The organism is Methylobacterium terricola (assembly GCF_006151805.1).
GTDB lineage: Bacteria > Pseudomonadota > Alphaproteobacteria > Rhizobiales > Beijerinckiaceae > Methylobacterium > Methylobacterium terricola.
The window spans coordinates 232,109-244,124 of record NZ_VDDA01000009.1; the positions used below are offsets into that span (position 1 = coordinate 232,109).

A 12,016-nucleotide genomic window follows, 5' to 3' on the forward strand; every position below is an offset into this window, starting at 1 on the left:
ACCTGGTCACGCCGCCTCGACCCGGGCGGCGAGCGGCACTGAGATCAGGCAGGCGAGGCCACCGGCCGCGAAATCGAGCCGGACCTCGCCGGCCAGCTCCCGCTCCAGGCTGGTGCGGATCAGCCGCGTGCCGAACCCGGTCCGGGCCGGCGGCGCCACCGGTGGGCCGCCGCTCTCGCGCCAGCGCAGGGACAGCGTGTCCGGCCCGACCTGCCACTCGACCGCCACCTGGCCGGCCTCGGCCGAGAGCGCGCCGTACTTCGCCGCGTTGGTGGCGAGCTCGTGGATCGCCATCCCGAGGGGCAGGGCCACCGCCGGGGTGAGGGAGACCGGCGGTCCTTCGAGGCGGATGCGGTCATCGCGGCCGCCGGCATAGGGTTCGAGCTCCGCCGACAGGATGCCGCGCAGGCCCGCCCCCTCCCAGTGGTTGGCGGTGAGCACGTTATGGGTCTGGGACATCGCCAGCAGCCGGGCCTCGAAGCTGCCGGTGAAGTCGTCGAGGGAGGCGGCGCTGCGGGCGGTCTGGCGCGCCATCGATTGCACGGTGGCGAGCGTGTTCTTCACCCGGTGGTTCAGCTCGTGGATCAGCAGTTCCTGGCGCGCATCGGCCGCCCGGCGCTCCTCGCCCTGCCGTCGCAGGGCGTCGGCGGCGGCGGTCAGCGCGTGGCTGATCGCCTGGGCCTCCCGCACGGCGGAGGCCGGCACCACGACCGCGTCGCCCCGCCCGAGGGCGGCGGCGGCGATCGCGAGGCGGCGCAGGGGCCGGGCGAGCAGGCCGGCGGCGAACCAGCCGATGCCCGCCGCCACCGTCGCGACGACGAGGCCCCAGAGCAGGATCTTCCGGCGCAGGTCCTCCACCGACGCGAAGGCGGTGTCGGCCTCCTGGCGCACCAGCACCATCCAGCCGAGGCCGGGGAAGTCGCGGTAGCCCTTCGTCGGCCGGTAGCCGGTGAGATAGCGCTTGCCGTCCGGCCAGGTCTCGGCCGCGGTGCCGGCCCGGCCGGCCCGCGCCGCGGCGACGCTCGGCAGGTCCGCCGGCAGGGCCTTGCGGGTGAGGGGGCCGGGACCGAGCAGCACCGTGCCGTCGCGGGCGAGCACCAGGGCGGCGACGTCGCGCATCGCCCCCGAGGTCTCGCGCAGGGAGGCCTCCGCCGCCCGGGCCCAGGCCCAGTCGAGGTGGCCCGAGACCACGCCGACGAGGCGGCCGTCGTCGCCCCGCACCGGGGCGGCGATGTCGAGCACCCGCTGCGGCTCGTCGCCGTCGCGGCGCGGCTTCAGGGTGGCGAGCAGCAGGGCGTCGTGCACGTCGCCGGCGAACGGGCCGTCGCGGCCTTTCGCGAAGTACTCCCGATGCCCGACATCGATGCCCTCGAGGGCGCCGGTGCTGGTCGCCTCGATCCGGCCGTCGGCACCGACGAGCCCGATGATGGCGTAGTCCGGATAGGTCTCCTGCGCCCGCCGCAGCACCTGGCGCTTGCGCTCCACCGGGACGGCGGGATCACGGATGGAATCGTTCTCCGCCAGGATGATCATGTCGCGCCAGCGCTCGAACAGGCCGCGGTCGAGCTGGCCGGCGAGGGTGCCGGCGACGTCGGCGAGCTCGGCCTCGATGCGCGCCTCGAGCCGGTCGCTCGCCACCCGGGACGCGACCAGGGCGAGGACCAGGGTCGCCACCAGGCCCGCGGCCCCGAGACCAAGGGCCAGGAAGACGCGGAGCGGCGGCTGGGGCAAGGGGCGATCCGGATCTCGAGGCCCAGGGAGGGCGGGAGTCCCCCGGTGCCGGTCGATCCTAGCCCAAAGCCGGCGGCGGGAGGAAGCCTCGCCGTTCCTCTTCCCTGAGGTCAGGGAAGCCCCGGCTCGATCATCGACCGGACCTTGGCGGCGAAGGCGTCGATGGCGAAGGGCTTGGTGATCATCCGCATCCCCGGCGCGAGGTGGCCGTTGCCGAAGGCCGCGTTCTCGGCGTAGCCGGTGATGAACAACACCCGCAGGTGGGGCCGTGCCGCCAGCGCCTCGTCGATCATCCGGCGGCCGTTGAGGCCCGGCAGCCCGACATCGGTGACGACGAGGTCGATGCGCCCGGGCTCCTCCAGGATGCGCAGGCCTTCCGGCCCGTCGGGTGCCTCGATCACCCGGTAGCCGAGCTCGGTCAGGGCCTCGCCGATCAGCGACCGCACGGTGGCGTCGTCCTCGACCACCAGCACCGTCTCGCCGCGCTCGGCCCGCGGCACCGGCAGGCCCGCCGCCGGGGCGGTCTCGTCCGCGGCCCGGCCGGCATGGCGCGGCAGGTAGAGCTTCACCGTCGCGCCGGCCCCGAACTCCGAATAGATCCGCACGTGCCCGTCGGATTGCTTGGCGAAGCCGTAGATCATCGACAGGCCGAGGCCCGTGCCCTGGCCCAGGGGCTTGGTGGTGAAGAATGGGTCGAAGGCGCGCTGGATCACCTCCGGCGCCATGCCGCCGCCGGTGTCGCTGACGCCGACGCAGACGTACTGCCCCGCCCGCACCCCGATCTCGCTCGCCACATAGGCGTCGTCGAGATGGGCGTTGGCGGTCTCGATGGTGAGGCGCCCGCCCTCCGGCATCGCGTCGCGGGCATTGATCGCCAGGTTGAGGATCGCGTTCTCGAGCTGGTTGGGGTCGCAGAGCGTCAGCCACAGGCCACCCGCCACCACCACCTCCAGCTGCACCCGCTCGCCCAGCGTCCGCCGCAGGAGCTCGTCCATCGAGCTGACCAGGCGGTTGACGTCGACCGCCCGGGCCTCCAGGGGCTGGCGCCGGGCGAAGGCCAGCAGGCGGTGGGTCAGGGCCGCGGCGCGCTGGGCCGAGGCCATGGCGAGGCCGGCATAGCGGGTGAGGTTCTCGGTGCGGCCCTCGTTGATGCGGGTCTGCATCAGGTCGAGGGAGCCGACGATGCCGGTGAGCAGGTTGTTGAAGTCGTGGGCGATGCCGCCGGTGAGCTGGCCCACCGCCTCCATCTTCTGGGCCTGGCGCAGGGCCTCCTCGATCCGGGCGCGCTCCTCCATCTCGGCGGTGAGGCGCGCATTGGACTCGGCCAGAGCCGCCGTGCGCTCGGCGACCTGCGCCTCCAGCGCCTCGCGCCGCTGCGCCAGGGTCTCGCGGGCGCGGACCTGGTCGTCGATGTCGGTGCAGGTGCCGAACCAGCGCTCGATCGCTCCCGTCTCGGGGTTGCGGATCGGCATCGCCCGGCCCAGGACCCAGCGATAGACCCCGTCGTGCCGGCGCAGGCGGTACTCGATCTCGTAGGGCTCGCCGGTCGAGAGCGAGTGCCGCCAGCGCCGCCAGGCCTCCGGCTGCTCGGCGGGGTGGAAGATCGCGTTCCAGCCTTCGCCGTCGGTCGATCCCTCCGGCATGCCGGTGAACTCGTACCAGCGCGGGTTGTAATAATCGTGGTAGCCGTCCGGCAGGGTCGACCACACCATCTGGGGCATCGATTCGGCGATGGCCCGGAACTTCAGGGCGCTGTCGGCGAGCGCCGCCCGCGCGTCCTTCTCGGCGCTGATGTCGACGCCGAGGAGATGCAGGTCGGCGACCGTCCCGTCGGGGCCGCGATGGGGGACGTAGCGCACCAGGGCATGGCGCCCGTCGGCGCCGGGATGGGGGGATTCGAACGAGACCGCCTCGCCCGCGAAGGCCCGGGCGAGCAGCGGCCGCCGCGCGGCATAGAAGTCCTCGCCGACGATCGCCCGCAGCGGGCGCCCCACGACCTGCGCCGGCTCCCGGCCGAACCATCGCGAGAAATTGCCGTTGGCGAATCGGCAGACCTCGTCGCGGTCGAGGGCGGCGATCAGGGCCGGGGCGGCCTCGGTGATGCTGCGCAAGCCATCGCGATCGGCCCGCGCCGCGGCGAGCGCCCGGGCGAGGCGCCATTCCCGGCCAGCCTGATCGGCCAGGGCGACGAGGCCGGCGGCCTGTTCCGCCGTCAGGCCGTCGCGTCGCGCGTCGCCATCGAGCACGAGCAGGGTCGCGAGCGAGTGGCCGTCCGGGCCGGGGAGCGGCAGGCCGGCGCAGAAGCGCAGGGCCGCCCGGCCGGTCACCGCGGCCAGCGCGGCGGTGCGCCGGTCCCGCGCCAAGTCCGGGACGACGGCGGGAGCCGTGCCCGCCCCGACGGCGACGAGCGCGGCGAGCGCCGCCGCGTCGTCAGGGGAGAGGCCGGGCGGACTCGATCCGACGGCGGACCCCCCCGGGCGGTGGACCAGGGCGAAGGCGGTGCCGCACACGATCCGGGCGAGGAGGGCGGTGCCGGCGAGATCCGGCTCCGGGATGCCGGCCGGGCGCATGACGGCGCCCCGTCCCGCCGCTTCCATCCGTTCGCCCTCGTCCTGTCTGCTCATTACTGATCGTTGCGGCGCGCTTGGGATTCCGCCGGACCCTGCGGAACCGCAGCCGATAGACGGACGATGTCGCACAGGCAACCGGCGAGACGCCGTCGGGTTGCCTCACCATTTTTCTCTGGGGTCCCAATCGTTCGCACGCGAGGCACCCTGCGGCGCAATGACCGGTCCGGGCCGGTTGCGCAAAGCGCGGTGCGGCGGTAACTTGTTGATTATGTTGTAGTTTTCAAAAGTTCTAATCTGAGGGCGGTCAGCGGGAGCAATCCCCGGGCGCTCCGTCGATCGGGTGACTCGGTCCCAGCATGATCGTCTGTTCCTGCAACGTGCTTTCCGACGGCCAGGTGCGTGGCTGCCTCCATCCCGGCCCGGGCTGCCCGCGCACCCCGGCCCAGGTCTATGCCTGCCTCGGCTGCAGCCCGAAATGTGGTCGCTGTGCCCGCACGATCCGCGGCATCCTCGACCGGGCCCTGGCCGAGGCGCATTCCGCCTGCACCACCACCTGCGGCGCGGCCTGCACGCTGAAAGAGCTCAAGGAGGAGGCCGCGTGAGGCGATCCCGCTCGACCTGGCGAAGGTCAGGATCGCGCTCCTCCCAATCTTGCCGCCAAGCCCCGCCGCCAAGCCCCGCCGACTCGTCCCGGGCTCGCCGGCGGCGAGAGCCCGGAATGACAGAAGGCGGGAGAACGAGGCGGAGCATCGTCCGCTTCGTTCGACGTCGTCAGTCCCGGACCAGTCCGTCCGGGACTGACGGGACGAGCCCGCGACGGCGGAGCGTCGATCGACATGCCTCACGCGACGGCGCTGCCGGTATCGCGACAGCGATCGGCCGGACGTCGCATGACGCGGAGGATGTCAGATCGTCCTGCCGGGACGAGCAGGTTCCGGGACGGCTCGCGCCTCACTCCACCTCGGGCTCGATCTTCTCCAGGCCGCCGATGTGGCGCTGGGCGTAGAGCGGCAGGCCGACCTGGCGGATCAGTTCGAGCTGGGTCTCCAGGAAGTCGATATGGCCTTCCTCGTCGGCGGCCAGATCCTCGAACAGCTGCTTCGAGACGCGGTCGTTGATCGAATCGCAGTACTTCGCGGCCTCGAGGTAGAGGCTGCGCGCCTCGACCTCGGCAGTGAGGTCGCACTCGATGATCTCCTGGACGTTCTGCCCGATCCGCAGCGGGTCGAGCTCCTGCAGATTCGGGAAACCCTCGAGGAACAGGATCCGATCGACGAAGCGATCGGCGTGGTTCATCTCCTCGATCGATTCCTTGCGCCAGAACTTGGCGAGATCGATGTAACCCCAGTCGTTCAGCATCCGGAAGTGGAGCCAGTACTGGCTCACCGCGGTCAGCTCGCTGCGCAGGCCGCGGTTGAGGTACTCGACGACCTTGGCGTCACCCTTCATCGCTCGATCTCCCGTGTCGATGTCCATCGGGGCCGGGCGGGTGCCGGCCCAACCGGAGCCCTAGCTAGCAGCGAACGTGCCGCAGGGCCACAGGAGGAAAGGGCTAACTACCAGCCGGCGGCGCACCGCGCTCACACGATGTCCGATCGGTCGCTGCGCCGTGTGGGCGTCGGCGCCGCTCCCGCGCGGGAAGCCTTCGGCTCCGCCGCCGCGGACTGGTGATCCGATGGCCGGACGGCATCCTCCGGCCGCCGGGTCAGACGTCGAGGCAGGCGAAGGCGTCGAGATCGAGGGCGTGGCCGGCCCGGTCGCGCTTGGCGGTGAGGTAGCGGATGTTCTCCGGCGTGACCCGGCCGAGCGCCCGCTGCGTCTCGACCACCGTCAGCCCCGCAGCCTCGAGGCTCGCGGCCTTCTCGGGGTTGTTGCTGAGCAGCCGGACCGAGGTGACGCCGAGGGCCTTGAGCATCGCCGCCGCGAAGTCGAACCGGCGCTGGTCGAGGCCGAAGCCGAGGGCTTCGTCGGCCTCGTAGGTATCGAGCCCGCGGGCCTGGAGGTCGTAGGCGCGGATCTTGTTGGCGAGGCCGTTCCCGCGCCCCTCCTGGTCGAGGTAGAGCACGATGCCGCCGCCCGATTGCGCCATCCAGCCGGCGGTGCCGCGCAGCTGGTCGCCGCAATCGCATTTGAGCGAGCCGAACAGGTCGCCGGTGAGGCAGGCCGAATGCAGCCGCACCGCCACCGGGCCGGAGAAGTCGGGCCGGCCGATCACCACCGCCACCTGATCGCGCAGGCCTTCGCCGCCACGGAAGACCACGAACTCGCTGTCCGGGGCGCTCGCGAGGGGCACCGGCGCCCGGCTCACCGGCCGCAGGCCGGCGGCTTGGCGTCTCGGATAGGCGAAGACCGCGTCAGCGGTCACCGCGAGGCTGCCTGGGGGGGCGGCCTCGCCCGGCACCACGATGACGGCCGGCAGCACCTGGGCGAGCGCCATCAGGGCGAGGGCGGCCGCGTCGCCGGCGGAGGCCGGGGCGACCGGCGCGTCGATCCGCCCATCGAGGCGCAGGGCCAGGGTCTCGATGCGGGCGGGATCCAGCGTCGGCAGGGCGACCGCGCCGGCCTCGGTCCGGTCGGCGAGACCGAGGCGGCGCAGGCGCGGCGCCGGCAGGACGAGGCGCGCGCCGGCGCCGGCGAGCGCCGACAGGGTCGCGGCCGTGGCCGCGTCGAGCGCTTCGGCCGACAGGGCGAGCACCGGGTCTCCGCCGCGCAGGGCCACGGGCCGGCCGGCGCGGATCTCCGCCAAAGCCCGCTCGACGTCGATCTGGGCTTGGCCCTGTTCGCGGCCCGCGACCGGGTCTAGACTGCTGCTGCTCTGCATCGTGACCGACATCATCGACCTGAGAGAGTGACCCGGCGCGGTCGCACCGGCCGGGAACCGTGAGGACGAACCGGTGAGGGGACAAGGCCACGGTTCGACGCCGAACCGCATGTGGGGCGTCCGGCCCTGCTCTGCCGTGGATCCCTCCATCAACCTTTCGCGATTGTCCAGGCTATCGATACACCCCGGGAGTGAGAATGCATGACGCCGCCCCGTTACGCGCCGTCCCAGAAGGTGCTGCACTGGGCCGTCGCCGCCCTGGTCTTCGCCCTGGTGCCGATCGCGCTCGCCATGGCCAACCTGCCCGACGGTGCCCTGAAGAACGCGCTCTACGAGTGGCACAAGTCGCTCGGGCTCACCGTGCTGGGCCTGGCGGTGGCGCGCCTCCTGGTGCGCGCCGCCCGCGGCGCCCCGGCCCTGGTCGAGGGCCTGCCGGCCTGGCAGCGCCGGGCGGCCCGGGCCTCGCACCGCGCGCTCTACCTGCTGATCGTGCTGGTGCCCCTCCTCGGCTGGGCCGGCACCTCGGTTTGCTGCGCGCCGGTGATGCTGTACTCCACCGTGCCCCTCACCCTGCCGATCTCCGGCGGCATGCCGGTGGGCGAGACGATCCTCACGGTGCACCAGGTCGCGGCATTCGCGCTGGTGGCGCTGGTGGTGGCGCACGTGGCGGCGGCCTTGCACCATCACCTGGTGCGGCGGGACGGGACGTTGCGGCGGATGTGGTGGGGGAGAGGGGAGGGGTGAGCGCGGTTGCGAACTCCTCGGCTGCCGAGCGGCTCACGGGGCGGCCGTGGCAGGCGAAGGTAGCAAGACACAGCTCGCAACGAGAGTAATTCAGCGTCCAGTTGACTGCACCAGGCGGTCCTGCCGGGTTGTTATCGCGGCATGACAACCGGCTTCGTCCTGGCCTGCGGCCTTTCGGCTGTGCCGTGCCGACTGATCATCCGATGTCCAGAGAGAATGCCCTGGACATCGGACTCATTGCATCCCGGCTTCGTCTTGCTTGCGGATGAAACTTTTCGCGAGACCCGCCGTCACCAACAGTCCTCGATAGCGAGTTCCGCGTGAGGTACCCGCAACCTGCCGCGCAGCCAAGTTAAGTGGATCCGCTCTCTCGATTATAAATCATCAGGCGGTTGACAATCAAGGATCAGATCTTGTCTCATTCATCACATGATCTATGAGCCTCGACCATTCAAGCGCTTGAGATTTCATGTCATACATCCTATGAAAATATTCTTGCTGATGGACGCACGTGTCGAAGTTTTCTGACCAGGGAGATTGAAATTCTTCAATCAAGGCACGCTTGAACATTTCTTTGGTTATATTATGATTATCTGACCATCCATGTAGTCGCGCAAATCCTGCCGTTGTTTCCGTGAGCGCAGCCCTCGCGGGAGCGATGACGCGACATCCAGAAGACATTGCCTCTATGACGGACAGACAAGAAGTTTCATCAAAAGTACATGGATACAGCAAAAAATGCATGTCCTTCAGGGCGCGACGTATCTCTGAATTTGGCGCTATCCCGTTGTATGTAACATTTTTTAGCTCTTTCATTTGGGAAAATAAATCGGCCGCATCGCCATCGTTATATCTGTTACCCCACAGCTTCATGCTGGACCAGACATCCAGCTGGGCATCGTCGGGTGCCAACTCAGACCACGCATCGAGCAGCACCTTCAATCCGCGATATGGAGCACTTATGTAAGCGCACCTCCATCGCCACGGTCTTACCTGAGGCCATGCCCGTACATCATAGTCCTGATCTATGCCATTCTTGATCACATGGCACTTATCGAGTGGTAGAACGAACTTTTTGCAAAACGCTTCGCGCTGCCATTGTGAGACGAATACGAAGGCCGCGATGCGGCCAACGATGTCCGTGTCTTCACACCATTCATACTGGGTTTGGGGCTCATTATGCATCCAAACGACGCATGGACGATCCGGCGAGTAGGATGTCGGGCGATTAAGGCAGATATCTATTTCATCAAATTTTCCGCCCAAATGATTTTTCAGGCGGGTAAGCATCAATTCGGTGCCTCCCCGTGCATCATCAGGATGCCAAAATAAACGACTGCGAATTCGATTCTCGTCGAATAAGTAAAAAACCTCCCAACTATTGACTGCACCAGCATCGCTTGAAAAGCTACCATTGGGCAATGCCGTCAGCAACGCACCATCAAATCTGATCGTGAATCTATTCCCGCCCCCGCATTTTTCAAACACTATCCGCGTGTCGAAACTGGGCGCACCCATGACACTGACATTCACGCTAGAGCCGGACTGTTGAACTTCAAGATTCAGAGGCGCGCCATCAGGCGATGCATGGGCAATTTTTTGGGTTTTCTCATCAAAAAAAACTATGGTGTCGAAACAAGTAAAAACGATTAATTTTGACACTTAACTTCTCCCGCCGTAATAATTGACACTGCTGAGCATGCGCCGTTCGATCCTGAAAAATACGCCGCAAAATCAAAAAATGGAAGTGCAGCAAAGGCCTGATTCCTAAGTCCTTCATCATCCGACGATGCGGGCCGCAGGTGACCCCCGAGGCCCGCTTCGCATAGGAAATGAATGCGATCGTGGTGCCCCGGTTTCCATTCCTCGCAGACGGGACGACCATGCCGGGCGAATCGCCCCGAAAGCCATGAGTGATGAGGCGAATACGATCGGCGAATAATTCTCGCGGCAAACCGTATGATCGGTCACGCCGGGATCGTCGGTATAATATTCATCGGCGCTCGTCATTGCGCTTTCATTTCTCGCTCCCGGATTCACAATCTCGGTCCATATCATACTCTTCGGCTAATTAATGATCGTCTACTATTAAGGCTAAACTCGTACCGCTGGATCTCACAACGTGGACGCGAGTCGAGAGCGGAAGATCCGCACTGAATTTAGGTTTCGTTCTTTGTCTCATCGTCTATGTCGAGTAGGCTGAAATTTTTTGACCATGGTAAGGAGACGTGCTGTTCAGAACTTTATATCCGAACTGAGATAGAAATTCTAATATCTCGTTGTGATGATTGTCCGTATATTGAGCGATAATCGCCGGCTTTGATGTTGCGAGTATGCCGCTGAAGCCATGCAAAACATCGATAATGCAGTCTCCGACATCGATTTTCATAACATCGATCGCACAGTCTTTGTAGAGTTCATCGCCTCGCATAACAGGAATGTCAGAATTATTGGCATTAAAGCTATGCAACGCTGCAGATCCGGCATTGCCACTCGGAGCATGAATTTTAGCTTTGCCCCTCGCATTGGATAGAGCAACACCGAGGCCTCGCAAATCTGCTTTGTCATGTAGCCTGTTCAGGCACATGTTCGTTGCACATACCTTCGCCATGTGCGGATTTGCCTCGCAAACAAATATATTTTTTGCGGTCAAGGCGAAGCCAACGTATACGCTGTGATTGCCGTTGTAGGCACCAACATCAAGAAATGATCCCCCGGATGGAAGGAGATCTTTAATCATCAAAAGGCATTCTTTCTCGTAAAACGACCCACGCGTGGCATAGGCTTCGATATAATCCAGCGGATTATCGACAAAAAATAGAACCTCTGCATTATTGCTATTGCCTACTTGAAATGATATTTTGTATATATGGCCAGTTTGAACGCATTCTGCCGTACCTTGGAAAAAACCTTCTTGTCTGGCTTTCAGTTCTAAGTCGCGACGTTGCATCAAATATGCGTGTTCATCAGGAAATTCGTTTTTATCAATATTCGAAAAAATTCGTTCAAATATGTTATTTATATCATCGGCCTTTGGCAAAGATCGAAAAATTTGCTCTGAAGACTGGAGCAGTTTCTTGTAGTAAGCTAGACCAGAAAGAACTGGATGGTAGACCTGCTCATTGGGCAAAATTTTCTTGAATTCCTGCTCAGCCATGGGCATGTCACCAAAATGGAAATTTTCTTTCAGTATGCAATTTTGTTGTATCTGGTTGAAATCGGCAGCTTTGAGGCCGGCCTGTACAACGGCTGAGGCAGTAAAAGCCTCGTCATTCGGCCACATATCAGGGGATATATTTCTAGCATTCATAACTTCGGTAAGTTGTTTTCGATTTTTGTAGATTGTATCAGCAGCTTTAGAAGAATAAAAGGTTATTGGAAAAAAGCAACTGTAGACATTGTCTGTGTACCATTTAACTGTCTGTGTCCAACTCCAGTAATCGCCGCATGTTTGGAATTCGGCGGCGAGGAAATCGTATCCAGAGCTTTCAAATTTTGAAAAAAATACGTCTAAATTTTCGCTATTTATCCGCGTATCGTCGTCAAGAAGCCAGAAGAAATCGGCATTCTGAAATGCTTTATATGCGGCAATCAGAAAATAGTCTCCACATCTCCAGAAAATTCTCTCAGTTATATAAAGGCCATTGCGGGTATTGAATTCATGGTCGATGATGATTTTTGTTATGTCCGGCGGCACATTAACATTTCCATTTGTTTCGTCGGCGACAATCAATACGATTCTAGAAGAGCTATTCTTAAGTTTGTATACCCAGTCTTCGAGATCTTGTGACCATCTGTTTGTTCTGATTGCAATTATAGACGTCATTATTCAGTGCTTTCCGCTGATGTTAACGAAATATTCTCTGTCGTGAGATCGTCGGAGATAGCGTGAGTAATCATACCCCTCCCAAATAGTGATGCAAGCTAGGATACCCAGCACGCATCCCGAGTTCTGAGCGTAGCAGGCTCGACATGAGCGACATCGTTCGCCGGTTCATGGTGCGGCGCAACGCCAAGGTCAAGGCTGCTAGTGCCTTGACTCAAACGGATGGTGCAGCGTTGCCGTTGACGGCATCGAGGATGGCGGCGGCCGGCTTGGTCCAGACGAAGGGCTTCGGCCTGCCGTTGTGCTCGGCGATGTAACGGTTGA

Annotated in this window: 8 protein-coding genes; 2 read left to right on the forward strand and 6 right to left on the reverse strand. The window is 64.1% G+C overall.

What is annotated here, in order from left to right:
* Positions 1–6: 6 nt before the first annotated feature.
* Both FF100_RS20300 and FF100_RS20305 read right to left on the reverse strand, forming a co-directional pair.
* On the reverse strand, positions 7–1,731 hold the full coding sequence (locus tag FF100_RS20300) for a sensor histidine kinase (protein ID WP_139037543.1): 1,725 nt from the start codon (positions 1,729–1,731) through the stop codon (positions 7–9).
* 110 nt (positions 1,732–1,841) lie between these two features.
* Positions 1,842–4,355 carry a PAS domain-containing protein gene (locus FF100_RS20305; RefSeq protein WP_246102183.1) on the reverse strand — a complete coding sequence of 838 codons (2,514 nt, stop codon included), beginning with the start codon at positions 4,353–4,355 and terminating at the stop codon, positions 1,842–1,844.
* Positions 4,356–4,657: 302 nt separating this feature from the next.
* Here FF100_RS20305 and FF100_RS20310 point away from each other — a divergent pair, with 302 nt between their 5' ends.
* Positions 4,658–4,903: a (2Fe-2S)-binding protein gene (locus tag FF100_RS20310; protein ID WP_139037544.1), complete on the forward strand. Its 246-nt coding sequence runs from the start codon at positions 4,658–4,660 to the stop codon at positions 4,901–4,903.
* A gap of 349 nt (positions 4,904–5,252) precedes the next feature.
* Here the strand turns inward: FF100_RS20310 and bfr are convergent, their stop codons facing one another.
* Both bfr and ribA read right to left on the reverse strand, forming a co-directional pair.
* Positions 5,253–5,750, reverse strand: a complete 498-nt coding sequence (gene bfr / locus FF100_RS20315; protein ID WP_139037545.1) for a bacterioferritin — start codon at positions 5,748–5,750, stop codon at positions 5,253–5,255.
* 256 nt (positions 5,751–6,006) lie between these two features.
* Positions 6,007–7,122, reverse strand: coding sequence for a GTP cyclohydrolase II RibA (gene ribA / locus FF100_RS20320; protein WP_139037546.1), 1,116 nt, complete (start codon positions 7,120–7,122; stop codon positions 6,007–6,009).
* A 201-nt stretch (positions 7,123–7,323) separates the two neighbouring features.
* Between ribA and FF100_RS20325 the strand changes: the two genes are divergently transcribed.
* Positions 7,324–7,866, forward strand: a complete 543-nt coding sequence (locus tag FF100_RS20325; RefSeq protein WP_139037547.1) for a cytochrome b — start codon at positions 7,324–7,326, stop codon at positions 7,864–7,866.
* Between the two features lie 399 nt (positions 7,867–8,265).
* Here the strand turns inward: FF100_RS20325 and FF100_RS20330 are convergent, their stop codons facing one another.
* Positions 8,266–9,528 (reverse strand): glycosyltransferase, encoded by a 1,263-nt coding sequence (locus tag FF100_RS20330; RefSeq protein ID WP_139037548.1) that lies wholly within the window; start codon positions 9,526–9,528, stop codon positions 8,266–8,268.
* Between the two features lie 523 nt (positions 9,529–10,051).
* On the reverse strand, positions 10,052–11,599 hold the full coding sequence (locus FF100_RS20335) for an FkbM family methyltransferase (RefSeq protein WP_171070265.1): 1,548 nt from the start codon (positions 11,597–11,599) through the stop codon (positions 10,052–10,054).
* Positions 11,600–12,016 lie beyond the last annotated feature (417 nt).

Excerpts from the sequence above, each read along its gene's own strand:
- FF100_RS20310 (WP_139037544.1), top strand. The coding sequence starts at position 4,658 with ATGATCGTCTGTTCCTGCAACGTGCTTTCCGACGGCCAGGTGCGTGGC.
- bfr (WP_139037545.1), bottom strand. The coding sequence starts at position 5,750 with ATGAAGGGTGACGCCAAGGTCGTCGAGTACCTCAACCGCGGCCTGCGC.
- FF100_RS20325 (WP_139037547.1), top strand. The coding sequence starts at position 7,324 with ATGACGCCGCCCCGTTACGCGCCGTCCCAGAAGGTGCTGCACTGGGCC.
- FF100_RS20305 (WP_246102183.1), bottom strand. The coding sequence starts at position 4,355 with ATGAGCAGACAGGACGAGGGCGAACGGATGGAAGCGGCGGGACGGGGC.
- ribA (WP_139037546.1), bottom strand. The coding sequence starts at position 7,122 with ATGCAGAGCAGCAGCAGTCTAGACCCGGTCGCGGGCCGCGAACAGGGC.